8 protein-coding genes are annotated in these 20599 nt (G+C 71.9%); all 8 read right to left on the reverse strand.

Annotation, left to right across the window (positions count from 1 at the left end):
- Positions 1 to 38 precede the first annotated feature (38 nt).
- The 8 genes from ACFY4A_RS24780 to ACFY4A_RS24815 all read right to left on the reverse strand — a co-directional run bounded on the left by ACFY4A_RS24780 (position 39) and on the right by ACFY4A_RS24815 (position 20533).
- Entirely contained in the window at positions 39 to 1376 is a 1338-nt protein-coding gene (locus ACFY4A_RS24780; protein ID WP_390831538.1) for a beta-ketoacyl-[acyl-carrier-protein] synthase family protein, read from the reverse strand.
- Entirely contained in the window at positions 1373 to 1627 is a 255-nt protein-coding gene (locus tag ACFY4A_RS24785) for an acyl carrier protein (protein WP_390831539.1), read from the reverse strand. The genes ACFY4A_RS24780 and ACFY4A_RS24785 overlap by 4 nt, the downstream gene beginning before the upstream one ends.
- A 39-nt stretch (positions 1628 to 1666) precedes the next feature.
- Positions 1667 to 3088 (reverse strand): FAD-binding oxidoreductase, encoded by a 1422-nt coding sequence (locus ACFY4A_RS24790; RefSeq protein ID WP_390831540.1) that lies wholly within the window; start codon positions 3086 to 3088, stop codon positions 1667 to 1669.
- A gap of 128 nt (positions 3089 to 3216) precedes the next feature.
- On the reverse strand, positions 3217 to 4875 hold the full coding sequence (locus tag ACFY4A_RS24795; protein ID WP_390831541.1) for an FAD-dependent monooxygenase: 1659 nt from the start codon (positions 4873 to 4875) through the stop codon (positions 3217 to 3219).
- On the reverse strand, positions 4872 to 9338 hold the full coding sequence (locus ACFY4A_RS24800) for a type I polyketide synthase (RefSeq protein ID WP_390831542.1): 4467 nt from the start codon (positions 9336 to 9338) through the stop codon (positions 4872 to 4874). Before ACFY4A_RS24800 ends, ACFY4A_RS24795 begins: the two co-directional genes overlap by 4 nt.
- Positions 9335 to 18106: a type I polyketide synthase gene (locus tag ACFY4A_RS24805; protein ID WP_390831543.1), complete on the reverse strand. Its 8772-nt coding sequence runs from the start codon at positions 18104 to 18106 to the stop codon at positions 9335 to 9337. Before ACFY4A_RS24805 ends, ACFY4A_RS24800 begins: the two co-directional genes overlap by 4 nt.
- A 50-nt stretch (positions 18107 to 18156) precedes the next feature.
- The gene (locus ACFY4A_RS24810; RefSeq protein ID WP_390831544.1) at positions 18157 to 19503 is read right to left on the reverse strand and encodes an NAD(P)/FAD-dependent oxidoreductase; all 1347 of its coding nucleotides are present in this window, start codon (positions 19501 to 19503) and stop codon (positions 18157 to 18159) included.
- A 4-nt stretch (positions 19504 to 19507) separates the two neighbouring features.
- Positions 19508 to 20533 (reverse strand): zinc-binding alcohol dehydrogenase family protein, encoded by a 1026-nt coding sequence (locus tag ACFY4A_RS24815; protein WP_390831545.1) that lies wholly within the window; start codon positions 20531 to 20533, stop codon positions 19508 to 19510.
- Positions 20534 to 20599: the final 66 nt, after the last annotated feature.

Genomic DNA, 20599 nt, shown 5'->3' on the forward strand with positions numbered 1-20599 from the left:
ACTCACCTGACGTTGAATTCATCATAGGTGAAAAAGCGTCAGGCGTGAACCGGCCCGGGTGAGGTCCTGTTGACCGCGTCGAGCGGTCGCCGCGGGCGGCGCAGGACCAGGGAGACGTTCTGGCCGCCGAAGGCGAAGGAGTTGCTGAGCGCCGCCGCGGCACCCTCGGGAAGCGCTCCCGCTTGGCCTCGGACGACGGCCCGCAGCACCCCGTCGGGGAGCGCGGTGTCGGGCTCGTCGACGTTGGCCGTCGGCGGAGCGAGACCGTGATGGAGCGTCAATGCGGTGATCACCGCCTCCACCGCGCCACCCGCGCCGAGCAGGTGCCCGGTCAGTGACTTCGTGGCCGACACCGAGGCGTTGCCGAGGTCCGGGCCCAGCACCTGACACAGCGCCTCGGCCTCCGCCGCGTCTCCCATCGGAGTGCCGGTCGCGTGCACGTTGACGTGGGCGATCTCGCCGGGCGCTGCTCCGGCGTCGGCGAGCGCCCGGCGCATCGCCCGGGCCGCGCCCGCGCCCGAGGGATCGGGATTGGCGATGTGGTGGGCGTCCGCGGACCGGCCCGCCCCCGCCAGCTCGGCGTAGACGCGGGCCCCGCGCCCGGCCGCGTGCCCTGCCGACTCCAGGACCATGATGCCCGCGCCCTCGCCCAGGACGAAGCCGTCGCGCGCCACGTCGAAGGGCCGGGCGGCGCCCTTCGGATCGTCGTTGCGCCGGGAGAGCGCGCGCATGGCCGCGAAGCCCGCCACGACGACCGGGTGGATCATCGCGTCGGCGCCGCCGGCGAGCACTACGTCCGCCTGCCCGGACCGGATCAGCTCACGCCCCCGGGCCAGCGCGTCCGCGCCGGACGCGCAGGCGCTGGCGGGGGCGTGCAGCTCCGCCGCGGCACCGAACTCCAGGGAGACCCAGGCCGCGGGGCCGTTCGCCATGTACATCGGAAGGGTGAGTGGGGAGACCCGCTGCCAACCGCGCTCCCGCAGCACGTCGTACTGATCGAGCAGGCTCCCCACTCCCCCGCCTCCGGAGGAGACCGCCACCCCGAACCGCTCGGGCGGCGTCTCGGGCGCCCCCGCGTCGGCCCACGCCTCGCGGGCGGCCAGCAGGGCAAGCTGCTGCACCCTGCCCAGCCGGCGCAGCTCGTGCTTCGCCAGCCGCTCGGCCGGCTCGAGGGCCACCGGGGCGGCGATGCGCACCGGCAGTTCGTCCGCCCACTTCGCCTCGATGCGGCGCACCCCGGAGACGCCCCTGAGGAGGGCGTTCCAAGTGGCCGGGGCGTCACCGCCGAGCGGACTGTACGCCCCCAGCCCAGTGACGACCACCTCGCGGTCGTCGCCGGGCGGTGGGACGGGGTCGGCCGCGTGACCGACGGTCACGCCGAGACTCCCGCCCGCTGGATGTAGGCGACCAGGTCGCCCACGGTGCGCAGTCCCCTCATGTCCTCGTCGGGCACGTCGACCCCGAACCGGTCCTGGGCCGTCATCCCGATCTCGTACATGGACAGGGAGTCGACGTCCAGGTCGTCGACGAAGGACTTCTCCTCGGTGCTGCTGGCGGGCGGGATCCCGCAGACGTCATGCAGAATCTCGGCGACTCCGGCCAGGATCTCCTGCTCGTTTCCTGCCATGGGGTAGGGCTCCTCTGTCGTCCGGTAGGTGATGTGCCGTCAGCTCAGCAGCCCGGCGGACCTGAGCTCGGCCGCGACCGTCTCGGGTATGCCGTGGCGGGCGATGTCCTGCTCCGTCAGGGACACCGGGATGCTGTGCGGGTGGTGGAAGACGTTGCCGGGGTCGTATCGGCGCTTGACCTCGATCAGCCGCGGCAGGTTCTCCTCGTAGTAGGCCCACAGCCAGTTCTCCAGGGCCAGGTCGATGGTGTTGACGTACGCGGCGCCCGTGGTGTGCTCGGCCATCGCGTGCCGCAGCGCCTTGACCCAGGCCAGGTTCTCCGCGTCGTTCTCGGGAAGGTCCCAGTCGGTGCGGTACTCGAAGGCCATCAGCCCGGTCCGGTGCACGAACGCGGTCTCGGTGCGCGACCGGTGGCCGATGACCCCGCCCATGCCGTAGACGGCCACCTCGGCGCGGTGGCTCGGCGGGTCGGTGAGGAACTCCTGCAGGGTGGCGATGGCCTCGTCGTCGAGCGGTTCTCCGATGATGGCCGAACTCCCCTGGGCCCGCACCTGGTCGGCCACGGCCGCCTCGCCCTGGAGCGCCTCCACGGTGTCGACCGCCTGGATGAACGGCACCACCTCGATGACCTGGGTCTGGGGCTCCGCCGCCGCCAGGAGCGGGCGCACGAGTTCCTCGAACTCGGCGGCCGGGCCGTCGAAGACGCCGAAGGCCACCAGCAGGTCCTGTTCCCGCGGGAACAGCGAGAGGAAGGTGTTGACACGGTCGTCGGTGGCGGCGAGCCAGCTCTGCCAGGCCTTCACCGCCGGGGCGAACCGCCCCCAGTCCCAGCCGATGGTGAAGATCGTGACGTCGCCGATCGGCGAGGTGCGGAGCGTGTACGAGGTGGCGATGCCGTAGCTGCCGCCTCCGCCCCCGCGGCAGGCCCAGAAGAGATCGGGGTGCTCGCCCTCGTCGACGTGGCGCACCCGGCCGTCGGCGCCGACCAGTTCCAGGCCCACGAGGTGGTCGACGAGCGCGCCGCGCGAGCGGGAGAGCATGCCCATGCCGCCGCCCAGCACGTGGCCGCCGATGCCGATCCGCGGGCAGGTGCCGGCCGGTATGGTCACGCCGGCCTTCCACAGCACACGGTAGAGATCACCGAGGTGGGCGCCGCCGCCGACGGTCACGAGTGAGCCGTCCTCGCTGAGGGTGATGGAATCGAGGCCGCCCAGGTCGATGATCACCCCGTCCTCCAGGCTGCTCAGCCCGGCCATGGAATGACCGCCCGAGCGGACCCTGAACGGCAGGTCGCGCTCCCGCACGCTCCGCAGGGCGTCGACCACCGCCTGGGTGCTGTCGCAGACCATCACCTCGCGGGGACGGGAGGCGTAACACGCGTTCCATGTGCGGCTCGCGTCCTCGAAACGTGCGTCCCCGGGGGTGAGGACGGTGCCGGTGAAACGGGCTGGGGTTGCCATGCCTACTCCTTGCTTCTTCCGTGCGGAAGCCAGACGGGACGAGAAGGGTGCAGCCGGCGTGATGGCCCCGGCTGGATCGGTGCGGCGGCGGGAACACCCCCGCGGTGGAGCGGATGCGGGCGCGCCGGTCAGCCGCCGCGCAGGACGCTCTTGATCCCTGCGCGGATCAGCGGGGCGATGTCCCTGGGTGCCCCCCGGAGGGTCCACAGGGCGAGGCGGAGGATGGTGACCGGAGTGATCTGCAGGGAGCGCACCGCGGGATCTTCGAGCCCGAACGCCCTGGGCACGAACTCCGCCTCGCGGACCGACCGGAAGACACGCTCGCTCGCGGCATGGGGATCGAGCTCGCCGGCGGCGACCGCCGCACAGGTAGCGGCGGTCGCGGCGAAGAGCCGGTGGTAGCCCTCGTGACCCGCGAAGACGTGGCCCCGGTACGGCACCGTCTCCAGGGCGCGCAGCGCCGCGTCGCTGCCCGTGGAGCGCAGCTGCGAGTAGGCGGTGAGCAGTGGGAATCCGCCGTAGCGGAAACCGACTTCGAGGACGAAGAGAACCGACTTCACGAGCGCCGGGTCGCACAGCGCCGCGTGCACCATGGCTGCGAGGTCGTCGTTGGCGTCGAGGTGGGAGCGGGTGAAGCCGTCCACGGGAGCGAAGCGTTCGGCGGAGAAGTCACCGTCGCGTACGGCGTCCAGCAGCCGCCAGGCGAGGACGTTCACGGTCTCCAGGGCGATACCCAGCCCCCTGGAGATGAAGGGCTCCACATAGCCGGCGGAGTCCGCGATGAGGCACCAGCGGTCGCCCACGGTGCGGCTGGCCGCGTACTGGTTGCGCTCGGTGGACCGCCAGGGGTGTTCGGCGACCGCATGCTCGAACTGCGCGGCCAGTGTGGGGAAGCGGGCCACGAAGGCCCGGAACTCCCCCTCCGCGGACAGCCCCGCGCTGTTGCCGGCGGGGAAGCGGCGGGCGTCCAGTGTCAGGGAGACGCTGAGCATGCGGGGATCGGGATCCGGGTGATTACCGAAGGGCAGCACCGCCAGATAGGCACCGTCGGTCAGATGGTGCATGCTGCCCCGCGCCCACGGCATCGGCACCTTGTACTGCGCTGCCCGGTCGGCCACCACCTCGGCGAACGGCCGCACCCCGGTCATATGGGTGCTCAGCGTGCGGGAGACGGTCGTGAAACGGACGGGGTCCTCACGCAGTCCCAGTTCGGACACCAGCGGTGAATCGGGTCCTGCCGCGTCCACCAGGTACCGGGCCCGGATCCGGGCTCCGTCCGAGAGGAAGACCAGTACCGCGTCCGGGCCCGGCACCGCCCCGGTGACCTTGACGCCCCGGCGGACGTCGGCTCCTCGGTCTCCAGCGGTACGCAACAGGTGGGTGTCGATGTCCGGCCGGTGGAAGTGCGGCTCGGGCGGCGCGCCCTTGGGCGGGCAGACCTGGAGGAGTTCGGACGGATCCTGGTGCCGCCCCTCGCGGTGGTAGAGGAAGCTGTGGCAGTGCTCCGCGCCCACGGTCGGGGTGATGTGCTCGTGGATGTCCTTGACGGTGGACAGGTGGGCCAGTTCGGGCACGTGGTAGCGCTCGGCCAGGATGCGGAAGACCCCGGCCGCGTGCACTCCCATCTCGCCCTGCGGGAAGGGGGACGGCTCGGCGTCGTCGACCACCGTGACCCGCACGTCATGGGCGGCGAGGATGGTGGCGAGGGTCGCCGCGGCGAGGGAGCCGCCCAGGATGGCGACGTCGCAGTCGGACTCGCTGGTGTGTTGTGGCTCATGGGTGTTCATCGCTGCTTCTCCGTCCGGGGCTGGGCGCGGGACTGGTCGGGTGAGGGGAGGAAGCCGGTGCCGACCATCCAGCCGAAGTAGGTGTCCAGGAGGGTGCTGTCGAGCGGGGGGCAGGTGATGCCGCTGCCGTCCAGAGCCCGCAGCAGGTTGTCCACCCGGTACGTCATAGAGTCCTGGCCGACCCTTACGATCTCGCTGATGGTGTCGATGAGCGGGTGGAGCGCGTTCTCCTCGATCCCGACCCCGGCCCGGAACTCCGCCACCCACTCGGGCCCCGGGCTCAGGTCGACCTGCCACCCGCAACTCCGGACATGGCGGATCAACTCCTCGAAGGGCATGCGCTCGGGGTTGAGGAGGTGGAAGTTCTGCCCGAATTCGGCCGTCGTGGAAGCGTGCACCAGCGCCCGGCTGACGTAGTCGGCGGGTGTCATCTCCACGAGCATGTCGAGCTCGGGCGCAGAGCCGAACTGGATGCAGCCCTTGAGGACCGCGCAGGTGAAGCTGTTGGTGACACAGGCGCCGAAGCGCGAGTCGCCCATGATCTGACCGAGCCGGTAGACGTTGACCGGCACACCGCGTTCGCGGGCGGCGACCACGAGATTCTCCGCCACCCACTTGGACTGCAGATATCCATTGGGCAGACGGCCGGCCCGGTCGAGGGCGTCGTCCTCGGCGAAGGTGCTGGTGAGATCCTCGGGCACACCCCAGACGGCGAAGGTGGAGACGTGGTGGACGGGGGTCAGCGGGCCGCGGCAGGCCAGCCGCAGGATCTCCTGTGTACCGCCCACGTTGGTGGCCCTGAGCTGCTGGAACGACTGTACGAAATTGACGTTGGCTCCGTTGTGGTAGATCGCGTCGACGCGGTGGGCGAGCGCGTCGAACACCTCCTCCGGCAGGCCGAGGAGCGGACGGGACAGATCACCGGGGATCGCCACGATCCGCTCCTGGTCCTCCTCCCGCCAGGGCAGGTAGCGCTCGGTGTTGGCGCGCAGCCGGTTCAGAGCGGCATCCGGGTCGCTTGCGCGCACCAGGCAGTGGATCCTCGCCTTGGTGGAGCTGAGCAGTTCGTCCAGGAGGTAGGCGCCCACGAAACCCGTGGCGCCGGTGAGCAGGACATCGACCGGGTCCCGCCAGGACTCTCCCGGCCCGCCCCCGGGCCGGATGTCCGGGTCGAGGACGGCCTCGGCCTTGAGCACGGCCGCATCGGTCCAGTCGGGGGCCGCGGCCGCCACGCCCCGGTCCGCCGCTCCGGGCAGGCCGTGCTCCTGCTCACAGCGCGTGGTGACGAACGCAGCCCACTCGGCGAGCGTCGGCCGTTCGAAGAGCTCGCGCGGGGACAGACCGAGCCGCAACTCGTTCTTGCAGGCCGTGACCACCTGCATCACCATCAGCGAGTCGACCCCGAGTTGCAGCAGATCGGTGTCCGGACCGATCTCCTCCGCCGGGATCCACAGTGCTGCGGCGAGCAGCTGCACGAGGTGGGCGGCGACAAGACCGGGCCGCGTGTCCGGGGCCGCGTCGGCCAGACGTGCGAGCAGCGCCGGCGGCTCGTCGGCGTCCCGGGTTCCCTCGTCGGCAGCGGACGGCTCGTCGGGTTCGGTCCTCGTCCCGCTGCCGGTTGCGGTGGCAGGGCGGGCCGCGGGCACGGCCGGGCCCCGCTGCTCGAACCAGTAGCGCTCACGTTGAAACGCGTAGGTGGGAAGGGCCACGGGCCCGGCGGGTGACCCGGCCTGCACCGCCTGCCAGTCCACCGGGGCACCGACCGCGTACAGGCCGCCGAGAGCCGTGCGGATCTGCTCGGCGTCATCGACGGTCCGGCGCAGGGAAGCGAGCCAGGTGCGGTCCTGACCGGGCAGGGCCGAAGCGCCGAGGCCGAGCAGTGTGCGGCCGGGGCCCGCCTCCAGGAAGGTGCCGAATCCAAGCCGTTCCAGGGAGTGCAGGCCCTCGGCGAACCGGACGGGCATACGGGCGTGCCGGCACCAGTAGTCGGGGTCGGCGAGGGTGTCGGCGTCGACCGGCTCACCGCTGAGGTTGGAGATCACGGGAATGCGCGGCGCGGCGAACCGTATCCGCGATGCCGCCGCACGCAGTTCCGCCAGCGACGGCTCGACCAGGGGCGAGTGAAAGGCGTGCGAGACACGCAGCCTGCGGGCCCGGATCCCCCGCTCGTCGAGTCGCGCGACGATACGGTCGATGGCGTCGGCGGTGCCGGAGAGCACGGTGTCGCGTTCGCCGTTGACGGCGGCGAGCGCGACGGGGCCACCGTCCGCGGCCGCCTCGGCCTCGGCCTCCTCGGCGGAGAGTGGCACAGCGATCATGGCGCCGGGCTCGCAGAGCCGTTGCATGAGCCCGGCACGAGCGGTGACCAGCGCGAGAGCGTCCTCGAGGCCGAACACGCCGGCCACGCAGGCGGCCACGTACTCGCCGACACTGTGACCGAGGACGGCGCCGGGCCGGATGCCCCAGGAGCGCCAGAGCCGGGCGAGGGCGTACTCGACGGCGAACAGGGCGGGCTGGGTGTAGGCGGTGCGGTCCAGCAGCGCCGTGTCCTCGGGGCCGCCGTGGAGTACATCGAGCAGCGGGCGGTCGAGACGGTCGCGCAGGAGGGCGTCGCACTCGTCGAGGGCGGCACGGAACACGGGCTCCGTGTCGTATAGTCCGCGTCCCATGCCGGGGTACTGGCTGCCCTGGCCGCTGAAGAGGAACGCGACCTTGGCGCGCCTGCGGGACGAGACCCGCCCCGTGGTGACCCCCGGCGCGGCCTGGCCGTCGGCGAACCGGTGCAGCCGGTCCCGCAGTTCATCGACGGAGCCGGCCACGAGCGACAGCCGCTGCGGCAGGTGCGCACGCCCCAGGGCGGCGGCCCGGCACACTTCCCCCAACGAGGCACCACCGCCCCTCGTGCCTCCGTCCGCGCTTGCCGAGGCCGCCCCGGCTGCGTACTCCTGCTGCGTCAGGCCGAGGTGGGCCGCGTAGCGGGCCGCGAGTTCGCTCAGCGCCGTCCTGGACATCGCGGACAGCACCAGCAGGTCGTGCGACCGCTCCGGTGCCGTCCCCAGCGGCTCCCTGGCGGAGGCAGGCAAGGCGTCGCCCAGCACGAGGTGCACATTGGTGCCGCTCACACCGAACGAGCTCACACCGCCGAAGCGGCCGCCGGCCGCATCCGGCCAGGCGGTCAGGGTGGTGGGGACGGTGAGGTGCAGGCTGTCCCAGTCCACATTCGGGTTGGGCTCGGTGAAGTGCAGGCTTCGCGGGATCTGCCCGTGTTGGAGGGCGAGCGCCAGCTTCATCAGCCCGGTCACCCCGGCGGCCGCCTCCAGGTGGCCGACGTTCGTCTTGACCGACCCGACGAAGACACGCCGGTCCAGCGGCCGGCCAGGACCCAGCACCGCTTCCAGTGCCCGGAGTTCGATGGGATCGCCGAGCATGGTCCCGGTGCCGTGGGCCTCGATGTACCCGATCTCGCCGGGGCCCACCCCGGCGTCCACCAGGGCCGCCCGGATCACCTCCTGCTGCGCCTGTCCGCTGGGCACCGAGATGCCGCTGGAGCGTCCGTCGTGGTTGACGGCGCTCCCGTGGATGACGGCCACCACCGGATCGCCGTCCGCCAGTGCGTCCGAGAGCCGTTTCAGCACGACGACACCGCACCCCTCGCCGCGGGCGTAGCCGTTGGCCGAGGCATCGAACGCCTTGGAGCGCCCGTCCGGCGAGAGCGCCCCCGTCTTGCTCACCAGGACGAACCCGTACGGCGTCAGCATCAGGCTGACGCCTCCGGCCAGCGCGAGATCGCACTCGCCGCGGCGCAGGCTCTGGCACGCGAGGTGGGCCGCGAGCAGCGACGAGGAACAGGCCGTGTCCACGACATGGGCGGGGCCGCGCAGCCCGAAGTGGTAGGCGACGCGCCCGGCGAGGAAGGCGGGCTCCCCCATCAGCTGGTACGGGTCCACGTCCGTCGGGTCGGTGAGCTGCTGACGCATGCGGACGTAGTCACTCGTGCTCGCCCCGAGGAAGACGCCCGTCGCGGTGCCTTCCAGGCTGTCGGGGGCGACACCGGCACGCTCCAGTGCTTCCCAGGCCACCTCCAGGGTGAGTCGTTGCTGCGGGTCCATCGCCACCGCCTCGGTCGGCGAGATACCGAACAGCGAGGCGTCGAAGGTGTCGGCCCGGTCGATGAACCCGCCCTCGACGCAGTACGCCTTGCCGGGCGCCTCGGGGTCCGGGTCGTACACCGCCTCCGGATCACTGCGGTCGGCCGGGAAGCGGCTGATGGTGTCGGTGCCTTCGCGGAGGGTCCGCCAGAACGCCTCCGGCGAATCGGAATCGCCGGGAAGGCGGCAGCCCATGCCGATGATCGCGACCGGCCCGTCGTTCTGCTCGTAGTGTTCCAGCCGGGTCCTGAGCTGCGCGATCGTGTCGAGGGCGCGGGACAGCCTGGCCCGGTCGTCCACGTCCGTTCCGGTCATTGCTCCGCCTCTCCGCGGTACTTGGTGGCTGCACGGGTTCGTTCGGTACGCCGGCGGCCCAGGGCCGCGACCTCGGCCATCTCGCGCTCGAAGCGGGCCGCGAGGTCGTCGTCCGGGCCGCCGGCCGCGAACGGCTCGGCCGGGTCGGGCGTTTCGGTCTCCACGGGGAGGCGGCGGGTGCCGTCGGAGGCGTCCGGGGCACCGAGGCCGAGCACGTCCGCCGCCAGATATCCGGCCAGTGCCTCGGCGTTCGGGTACTCGAAGACGAGGGTGTTGGACAGCCGGCAGTCGAAGCGCCGTTGCAGCCGGACCTTCATCTCCAGCGCGGTGATCGAATTCATCCCGAGGTCGAAGAAGCCCTGGCGGGAGTCGAACTCGTCGTCCGAGTCGGCGCCGAGCACCACGGCCGCCTCGGCCAGAACATGGCCCACCAGGACGCTGTGGCGCTCCTCGGGGTCCAGCGCCGCCAGCTCCTGGAGCACGGCGACAGCCGCGGTGGCGGCGGATGTGTCGTCGCCAGCCTCGAGACCGTGGAAGAGCGGCCAGCCTGCCGACTGGTAGAGGGGCAACACAATGCCCCAGTCCACCTGGCAGACGCCCGCCTCGACAGGACCGGCCGCGACGAGATGGTCGAGCGCCTCCATCGCCGTCTCCGGCCGCAACGGCTCCAGACCGGCCCTGAGCAGCTTCGCCCTGCTCTCCTTGGTGAGCCGGCCGACCTCGTCCCACGGCGCCCAGCGCACGCACAGGCCAGCGAGCCCTCGGGCACGGCGTCGCTGGACGAGTGCGGCGAGCAACGCGTCGGCGGGTGCCTGGCGGGCGACGCCCAGCGAGCCCCACGACGAGGCGATGCCGCTGAAGGCGACGAAGAGCTCCAGGGTGCTCTCGGCGTCCCGGGCGGCCAGCAGCTCGTCCAGGTGCCAGGCGCCGAGCGCCCGGTCCCGGACGGCGTCGGTGATCTCGGTCAGGCCGACGGCCGCGGTGTCGCCCAGCTCCCAGTCGACGGCGAGCCAGACCACTCCGCGCAGCGGCATGCCGTCCGCGCACGCGGTGTCCAGCACGCCTTCCAGGGCGGCGGGATCGGCCGGATCGCACGACATGGTCCGCACGTCCGTGCCTGTGGCCGCTCGCAGCCGCTCCAGCTCCTCGGCGATGACCGGACCGGGCGCACCGGTTCCCGGACGGGAGGTGATCACGACACGTCCGGCACCGCGTTCGGTCAGCCAGCGGGCGATGTGCAGGCCGAGCAGGTTCCCGCCCTCGGCGACCAGATACGCGCCGCCCGGATCGGTCCTTCGTACCGGTAGCGCGGGCGGGGCCGTACGGTCGCGTGCCACGCGCTGCACGAGGCGCCGTCCGGAGCGCAGCGCGATGTGGTCCTCCCCGTCGGAGGCGAGGAGTTCGTCGACGATCGCGGCGGCTTCGGCGTGGGGTCCTGCAGTGTTCGGGTCCAGGTCGAGCAGACCGCCCCAGGCGGTGGGGTGTTCGAGGGCGGCGACCGCGGCGAGGGGCCACAGCGGTGCGTGGGTCTCGGCCACCGGCACGTCCGCCGCGCCGGAGGTCCCCGGGGCGCAGGCGCCGCGCGTGACGTACCAGACGGGCCGCGCGGTCCCGGCCGCGCCGAGCGCCCGGGCGAGGCTGAGCACGGCGTCGTAGGCGCACCCGGCGGCCGGGGCGGTGAGGGCGGCCGGGCCCTGGCCGAAGGGGAGGTCGAGGGCCCACAGATGAACGGCGCCGCGGCAGCCGGGGATGCGGAGGCTGTCCTGGAGGTGCTTGACGAGGCCACCGGGTCCCGAGGCGTCCTCGGGGGCGATGAGCACGGTCTTCTCCCCGCGGGCGACCAGCTGGGTGGACAGCGCTTCGGCCACCCCGCCCCGGTCGGCGAGCACGAGCCACCACGCGCCGTCCGCCGACTCGGCGGCGGGGGGTGCGGCGGGACGGGGTGCCGGACGGGGTGCGGGCTGCCATCGGAGCGTGTAGAGCAGGTCCCGCGTGGCCTCGGCGACGGGCGTGACGCTCGGCGGTTCCAGTGCCACGCCCGAGAACAGGGCGACGGGTGTTCCGTCCTCGTCCGCCACGAGGACGTCACCGCGCAGTCCGAAGCCGGAGTGGTCGACGAGTCGGGCGTGCACCGTCAGCCGCGGCCCGGCCGGGTCGCGCAGCAGCACCAGCCGGGCGACGGACCGCGGGAGCAGCGGTGGCTGGTGCGGCGCCGCCCCCGCTGCCAGCGCCAGCGTGTGGAGCGCCGCCTCGAACAGCCCGGGCGGCAGGATCCATCCCGCGCCTGCCGGTTCGCACGCGAACTCGGCCGTGAAGGTGCCGTCGCCGCGACCGGCCGCGGTCACCCGCAGCTCGTCCACGCCGACGCCGGCCGCGGCCAGGAAGGCAGCCGGATCCGGCAGGCCCCCCTCGTCAGGGGTATCGGTGGGGAACAGGGGCGTCGCGGCGGTTGCCGTTGCCGGTGTGTTCGCCGTGTTCACCGGGTCCGCGGCGTCCGCCGTGTGCGCCAGGGCCGTCACGCGGCCCCGGGCCCGCAGCACCGCGGCTTCCCCGTACTCCGCGGAGCGGGCGAAGGTGTGCACCGTGAAATGGGCCGCGTCCGGTGCCCCCGGTGTGTCGTGCTTGTCCGTCAGGGTCAACTGCGCGATCCCGGCCGCGGGGTCGTTCCCGGTGCTGTCCGCTGCCGGCGCGTCGAGCAGCAGCGGCTCAGGCAGTTCGGCGGCCTCCACGCTCAACGGCCCCGCGCCGAAGCGCTCCCGGCCCGCGGCCAGCGCCATCTCCAACCAGGCCGCGCCCGGCACCAGCCTCGCTCCCCACAGGGCGCCCGTGGGCATGCTGCCGAGCAGCCCGGCGTCCAAGTCGGCCTCGAACAGCCGGGTCCCCGCGCTGCCCGCGGCCCGTGTCCGGCGGGTCAGCAGCGGATGGGGGGCTGAGCCACCCTCGTGCCGGCCCGCGCCGTGGGCCACCCCGCCCGGCGCCTCGCCCTGTGGAGCTGCCAGCCAGTAGCGCTTGCGCTGCCACGGATAGGCCGGCGTGTCGGCGAGCCGCCCGCCCGCCGGGTACATCCGCTCCCAGTTCACAGGATGACCGTGGGCGTGCAGCGTGCCGAGCGAGTCGAGCATGACGGTGAAGTCGTCGCTGTCCCGGCGCAGGGAGGGTGCGAGCACGCCCTCCACCGCGAGATCCCGCAGATCCTGTTCGATGAAGGTCAGCAGGAGCGGATGCGGTGAGATCTCCAGGAAGGTGTCGAACCCGTCGCTCGCCAGGGCCCGGACCGCGCTGGAGAACCGCACCCGCTCCCGCAGGTTCCGCCCCCAGTACGCGGCGTCGAACGCGGCTCCGTCCAGCAGGCCCCCGGACACCGACGAATAGCACGGCACATCTCCCGCCGCGGGCATGATCCAGGAAAGGCGCTCCGTCAACTCCCGGTCCAGGGGCTCGACGAGCGGGCAGTGACCGGCACCCGCGGCGTCGATGCGGCGGCTGAACACCCCGCGCCGCCTCAGACCGGCCAGCACCTCCTCGAGGGCGGCCTCGTCCCCGGACAGGACGGTGCTGCGGGCGCTGTTGGACAGCGCCACCCAGAGCCGGTCCTCGTATCCGGCGAGTGCCGCCTCGGCCTCGTCGGCCGGCAGGCCGACCACTCCCATGGCTCCGGTGCCGACCAGGCGTCCCTGGACGGCGGCGCGCTCGTGGATCAGCCGTGCCGCGTCGTCGATGCCGAGAACGCCGGCCGCCTGCGCCGCCGCCACCTCGCCCATGCTGTGGCCGACCACGGCGGCAGGGCGCACACCGAGCGACCGCCAGCGGCGGGCGAGGGCGGTCTGGACCGCGAAGATCAGCTCCTGCTGGCGCGGCCCCGACGGGGTGTCCGCGCCGCGCTCCAGGTGGTCGAGGACCGACCAGCCGATGAGCGGGCGCAGGTGTCCGTCGCACCAGGCCATGGCCTCGCGGAACTCCCGGTCCTGGCTCAGCAGGCCCCGGGCCATGCCACGCCACTGGGAGCCGTGGCCGGAGAAGACGAACGCCAGCTTCCGCTCCGCGCCACCGTCCGCGCGCCCGGTGGATACGCCGAGGCCGCGGTCACCGTTCTCGAACGCGGCGAGCCGCCCGGCGAGTTCGGTGCGGGTGCGGCCCACGACGGTGAGGCGGTGGGTGTGGTGGGTGCGGCGCGTGCTCGCGGTGAAGCACACGTCGCGCAGCGGCATCCCGGATGCCGTGGTGGTCTCGTCGCCGCCCGGCTGCCGCTCCCCGCCGCCGACGTCGTCGGTGAGCAGCCGGCGGTGGTTGGCAGCCTGGGCGACCAGGGCCGCCTCGTCGGCCGCCGAGAGCGGCAGCAGGTACGGCCGGCTTTCCTCGGCGGGGTGGCCCCCGAGCGACGGTTCCTGCTGCGGGGGCGCCGTGCCGAGCACCACATGGGCGTTGGTGCCGCTGAAGCCGAAGGCGCTGACCCCGGCGACGCGTCGGGCCTGCGGCCACGGGATCGCCCGGGTCGGCACGTCGAACGGCAGCTCGCTCCAGGGGATCGCGGGGCTCGGCTCCCGGAAGTGGAGGTGCGGCGGTATCTCACCGCGATGCAGGATCAGAACGGTTTTGATCAGCCCGGCGATCCCGGAGGCCGCTTCCAGGTGCCCCATGTTGGTCTTCACCGAGCCAACGGTGACGCGCCGGCCGTCGGGAAGTCCGCTCAGTGCCGCGCCGAGGGCCTGGAGCTCGATCGGGTCACCGAGCCGGGTGCCGGTGCCGTGGGCCTCGACGTAACCGATCTCGGCGGGCGCGACCCGGGCGTCGTCGAGCGCGTCGCGGACGAGCGCCTCCTGGGCGGGACCGTGCGGGACGGTGAGGCCACTGCTCGGCCCGTCCTGGTTGACCGCGGAGCCCAGGATCGTCGCCAGCACGCGGTCGCCGTCGGCGAGGGCCCTGGAGAGCGGTTTGAGGACGACCACACCGCACCCCTCGCCGCGGTTGTAGCCGTCGGCGGAGGCGTCGAAGGTCTTGCAGCGTCCGTCGCCGGCCAGGGCGCCCGCGGCCCGGCTGGCGTGGTGGATGGTGCTGCGCAGGATGACGTTGACCCCGCCGGCGAGAGCGATGTCGCTCTCGCCGGAGCGCAGGCTGCGCACGGCCAGGTGCACGGCGACCAGTGACGACGAGCACGCGGTGTCGACCGCCAGGCTGGGCCCGTGCACGCCCAGGAAGTAGGAGAGCCGTCCGGGGGCGGCGCAGAAGGAGTTGCCGGTGCCGTAGAAAGCGTCGACGTTCTGCGGGGCGTTGGCGATGAGCTCCACGTAGTCGTGGGAGTTCATCCCGACGAACACGCCCGTACGGGTGCCGGCAAGGCGGTCGGGGGTCTGGCCGGCGTGCTCCAGGGCTTCCCAGGCCACTTCCAGGAAGAGCCGCTGCTGCGGGTCCATGACCTTCGCCTCACGCGGGGGGACCCGGAAGAACAGCGGGTCGAAGTGGTCGACGTCGTCCAGCCACGCTCCCTTCCAGCGGGTGTTGTCGTCGAAGCGCCCCTCAGGGGACTCGGTGATCGCGTCGGTCGCGCCGCGCAGCATCTGCCAATAGCCGTCCGGCCCGTTGCCGCCGCCGGGGAAGCGGCACCCGATGCCGACGACCGCGATGGGCTCCGGCTCGACGGCGGACGGCCGGGGTGCTTCGGCCGCTCCTTCCGGCTGCGGCTCGGTGCTCTTCGCGGCCTGCCGGTCGGTGCGCCGTTCCCACAGGTAGGTGGTCAGCCGATCGACCGTGGGGTGGTCGAACGCGACGGTCGTGGGCAGCGGCCCGACCTGCGGCTGGAGAAGGTTGCGCAGTTCGAGCGAGGTCAGGGAATCCATGCCCATGTCGGCGAAGCCCTGCCGGCGCCGGATCGAGGCGGGTTCGAGCCCGAGCACCTGGGCGGCGGACCGGGCGACGATCTCCTCCAGTTGCTCTCGATCGCGCGCGGACTCGGCGGTGCCTGCGGCAGGGGCCGGGTGCCGCGGCTCCGCCGGTGGCCGCTCCGGCGCCGGGGACGGTTCCGCCGCCGGTCCTCGCGTCGACGGGCGTCGACCGGGAGTCGGCTGCTCATCGGCCCGTTCCTCCGTCCGGTGCGGTTCCTGTTTGATCCAGTAGCGCCGGCGCTGCCACGGGTAATGGGGGAGCTTGGCCGGACGGCCGCCCAGGGGCGGGACCGCTTCCCAGCGGACGGTGGCCCCGGCGGCGTAGAGAGCCCCCAGGGAGGCCAGCAGTGTCTCGGTCGCGTCGACGTCACGCCGCAGCGACGGCACCACCAGCGTGCCTTCGGTGCCGTTGTCGTCGAAGGCGTGCGTGATGGGGAGCGCCAGCACCGGGTGCGGGCCGATCTCCAGGAACGTCTTGTGGCCCTGTGCCAGCAGGACGTCCATGGCCCCCGCGAAGTCGACCGGTTCGCGGATGTTGCGTACCCAGTGGGCGACGTCGAAGAGCCGCTCTCCCCCGGCCCCCGCGGGGGTGGTGGTGACCACCGGGACGGTGGGCGCGCCGGGCCGCAGACCGTCCAGGAGTTCCGCCAGCCGGTCCTGATGGGGAGCCATGTACGGGCTGTGGAACGGGTAGTCGCCGGGCAGCGGGCGGCAGCCGGTCCCTCGCTCCGTGAGGTCGGCCGTCAGCCGTTCGAGGGCTTCCCCGTCGCCGGAGACGACCGTGCTCCGGGAGCTGTTGACGGCTGCCGGCCAGAGCAGTCCTGCGTAGGGTTCGAGGGCGCGCTGCACATCGGATGGGGAGAGCTCGACCGCGGCCATCCGGCCCCGGCCCGCCGATTCGGCGAGCAGCCGGCCGCGGTGGACGGCCACCCGGACGGCGTCCTCCAGGGTGAGCGCGCCGGCGACGTGTGCCGCGGCGATCTCACCCATGCTGTGGCCCACGACCGCCGCCGGTTCGATGCCCCAGGAACGCCACAGCGCGGCGAGCGCCACCTGCACCGCGAAGATCACCGGCTGGGCGACCTCGGTACGGGCGAGCCGTGAGGCTCCCTCCGCGGCTTCGATCTCCTCCTTCGGCGACCAGCCGGCCAGCTCCCGGACGAGCGCGTCACAGTTGTCGAAGGTGTCCCGGAAGGCGCTCCGGTCGTCTGCGCCCGCACGCCCGAACAGGTCGTGGGCCATCGCCGGCCACTGGGAGCCCTGGCCCGAGAAGGCGAAGACGACGCGTGGCTCCTCCTCTTCCTCGCCACTGCCGGTGGCCAGCCCCGGTGACGGCCTGCCGTCGAGGAACGCGCCGAGCCGCGCGGCGATTTCGTCCGTGCCGCGGCCGGTGACGGCGAGGCGGTGCTCGTTGTGGTGGGCCCTGCGTACGCCTGCGGTGTGGGCGAGATCCCGCGGAAAGGGCACGTCGGCGGCGCCGGTGAGACGGTTGCGGTAGCCGCGGACCAGCTCGGTGAGAGCGGCGTCGGTGCGCGCGGAGAGCGGGAGCAGTACCGGGCCTTCGGACTCCGCCACCGGGGCGTCGTCACGCGACGGGGCGGCCTCGATGATCACATGCGCGTTGGTGCCGCTGAGCCCGAAGGCGCTGACCCCGGCGAGCCGGAGCCTGGCCCCGGCGGTCTGCGGCAGGGGCGTGAGCTCGGTGGGCACGTCCACCGGCCAGTCCCAGCGGATACGCGGATTGCGTTCCCTCACGTGGAGGGTGGCGGGGACCTGCCCGTGGCGCAGGACCAGAGCGGCCTTCAGCAGTCCGGCGACGCCCGCCGCGGAGTCCATGTGCCCGAAGTTGCTCTTCAGCGAGCCGACGAACAGCGGGTGCTCGCCCGGGCGGTCGGATCCGAGCACGTTCCTCAGTGCGCCCAGCTCGATCGGATCCCCGAGCGGCGTACCGGTGCCGTGGGCCTCCACGTAGTCGATGTCGGCGGGCGCGACGCCTGCCATGGCCAGGGCGTCGCGCAGCAGCCGCTGCTGTGCCTCGCCGCTGGGTACGGTGAGCCCGGCGCTGGCCCCGTCGTGATTGACCGCGCTGCCCCGGATGACGGCGAGGATGTCGTCGCCGTCGGCCAGGGCATCGGGCAGCCGCTTGAGGACGACCATGGCGCAGCCTTCGCCACGCACGATCCCGTCCGCCGAAGCGTCGAACGGCTTGCAGCGCCCGTCCCGGGACATGGCGCGGATCTTGCAGAGGAAGATGCTCAGTTCCGGGGACAGGATCAGGTTCACCCCGCCCGCCAGAGCGAGGTCGCACTCGCCGGTGCGCAGGCTCTGGCAGGCCAGGTGCACGGCGACGAGCGACGACGAACAGGCGGTGTTCAGGGACATGCTGGGGCCGTGGAGCCCCAGCACGTGGGACAGACGGCCGGGCCCGAAACTGAATTCACGGCCGCTGGCGTACCAGGCGCCGATGCCGGCCAGCCCGGCCTGGCGGGCGTGGAGCAGGGCGTAGTCCATCCCGATGACGCCGGTGAAGACGCCGGTCCGGGTGCCGGCCAGGGCCGTGGGGACCTGTCCGGCGTCCTCCAGCGCCTCCCAGGCGACCTCCAGCAGCAGCCGCTGCTGGGGGTCCATTTCGTGGGCCTCGCGTGGTGCGATGCCGAAGAAGGCCGGATCGAACTGGTCGACGCCCTCCAGGAAGGACCCCCACCGGCTGTACATGGTGCCGCGCTTGTGGGGGTCGCTGTCGTAGTAACGGTCCACGTCCCACCGCTGTGACGGGACTTCCTCGATGGCGTCCGTCCCCTCGCGCAGCAGACGCCAGAATTCAGGAAGTCCGTGGGCTCCACGGGGGAACCGGCATCCCGCTCCCACCATGGCGATCGCGTCGTGCATCGGCCAGTCCCCCTCCGGCTGTTCCGGCTCTCGATCGTTGGGTACCGCGGTCAGAACAGGGGCGCCGCGCTCGGGGCGCGCAGCGACCCCAGGTGCTTGTGCCACAGGTGGTCGGGGTTCTGCTCGACATGGCGGGTGATCTCCCGCATGGCGGCGAGCGCCTTGGGCTCGGCGTCGTCGTAGACATCGCCCTGGAGCATCTTGAGGACGTCCATGCGGTAGCGCGGGTCCTGCACGAAGGCCGTGAACAGGATGTTCAACCGGTAGTAGATGGAGATGAACTCGTACCAGTTGCCGACGGCCCGGCGCAGCTTGGACTCGTAGTTGTGGAACGACGGCTTGCTGAAGTCGCCCTTCTCGGCGGCGGCGATGACGTCGCCGGAAAGCAGTCGGGCGCCGTTGAGGGCGACGCTGACGCCGCTGGAGAAGATCGGATCGACGAAGCGGGCGGCGTCGCCGACGAGGGCCCAGCCGTCGCCGCAGATCTGCTTCATGGCGTAGCTGTAGTCGCCCTCGGACTTGAAGGGGCGCAGTTGCTGGGAGTTCTTCAGCGCGTCGCGCAGATCGGGACGGCTGGCCACACAGTCCCAGAAGAATCCTTCGAGGTCCGAGCTGGAGGCCTTGAAGTTCTTCTTCTGGGTCACGACACCCACGCTGGTGATGGTGTCGGTGATCGGGATCTGCCACACCCAGGTGTCGTTGACCGGGAGGAAATGGATGAAGATGTAGTCCGCCTGCTCCTTGTTGACCGCGAGGGCGGAGCGGTCCAGGTCGTCGAACCAGGTGTGGATGGCGTACTGGTTGAAGACCGGGTCGCTCACCTTGAGCTTCAGCTGGCGGCCGAGGAACGTGTGGCGCCCGCTGGCATCGATGACCATGCGCACCCTGACCGAGGACTCGCGGCCGCCGAGCGGGAAGACGATCCGCGGGTCGGGCTCCGAGAAGTCCACCCTGCGGATGCGGATGCCCTCGTAGACCTTGGCGCCCAGCGCGTTGGCGTGCTGGAGCATCAGCAGGTCGAATTTCCCGCGGTCCACATGGTACGTGTAGTCCTGGTTCACCCCGAGCTGTTCACGCTCATGGAACTCGATCTCCGCCGACCTGAATCCATGGGACATCCCCTGGAATCCCATGGTCGGAATGCCCTTTTCGGCGGCTGAGGTCCAAGCGGCACCGTACTTCTTGGGGAATCCTGCTTCCTCCATCTGCGGCAGGAACCCGATGTCGGCGAGCACCGGGGTGGTGGCGGGTATCAGCGATTCGCCGACGTGCTCGCGCGGGAAGAGTTCACCCTCGAAGACCACGCAGTTCAGACCTGCCTTGGTCAGATAGGAAGCAGCCGTGGAGCCGGCAGGACCACCGCCGATGATGCCGATATCGAAGTCAACCTCAGACACAGCTCTACCTCTCGTTCCCGTTTACCTGAAAGAGCGGGAAATAGGAATCCAGATTTCCCGCCGCGTAGTCGCGCGCCAGCTCCGGGATCTCATCGAACCGATAGACACGCTGGTCCCCCAGTTCGAGCATCCAGCCCGAGCTCTCCTGGAATTCGAGAATCTCCTCGATGTCATGGAAGCAGCAGGCATGGGTGTGCACGTGGATATGGCGCTTGATGCACTCGTTCGCCCGTACGTTCTCCAGCCGCATGCCGTGCTTCCAGCCGACGGTGGTCAGTACTCCCTGCCGGCCGAGGGCCCGCAGGGTCGCCCGGTGGACGGGTTTGCCGATGTTGTCGATGACGACAGCGGCTCCATGGCCCCCGCTGTACTCCTTGACGAGCCTGAGGAACGTCCGCTCGGACTGGCGGTACCGCCGCAGGTAGTCCGGGTCGGCCGCGGCGCGGTCCTCGTCGTAGTGGAGGTTAGGAAAGAGGCGGCGGTCCACCGGGATCATGCCCTTGGCCTCGATCTCGGCCAGTCGTTGCGGGTTGCCGGAGGCCATCGCCACCCGGAAGCCCTCACGCTGGGCCAGTTCCAGTTCGGCCACCGCCACCCCGCCGCCCCAGCCGAACACCAGCGGCGCAGGGTCCATCTCGCTCGGGCTCATGCGCACCTGGGAGCGCCAGCAGGCGTAGGCGACCTTCCAGTTGTCCCATGCCGTCCAGTACCGCCCGTAGGACGCCGCCCACTGCTGGAGCGAATAGCGGGAGTCCTTGGGCAGCGGCAGCAGCAGATGCTCGCCGATCTTCGTCCGGCGGGCCAGGACACCCATGGTCCCCGGGGCGTCGTAGGCGTGGACCAGTTTGACGTAGCCGTGGTCGTCGGTGCGGGCGAAGGCCTGCATCAGGCAGAGGTCCCCCTCCCGGACCCGGGTGACCGCCTTCCCCGGGCGCACCACCCGTACGACCCCGAAGTTCCCGATGACCATGCGGTCCTCACCGCGCTGCCGGCAGACGTCCACCGGAGAGCGTTCGAGCGCATGACTCATGTTGGCTTCCCAGGAACCGTAGAGCGGCGCCACGAGGACCTCGTTCTCGGCAATGTCCGGAAAGCT

This window comes from Streptomyces sp. NPDC001292 (assembly GCF_042896465.1).
GTDB lineage: Bacteria > Actinomycetota > Actinomycetes > Streptomycetales > Streptomycetaceae > Streptomyces.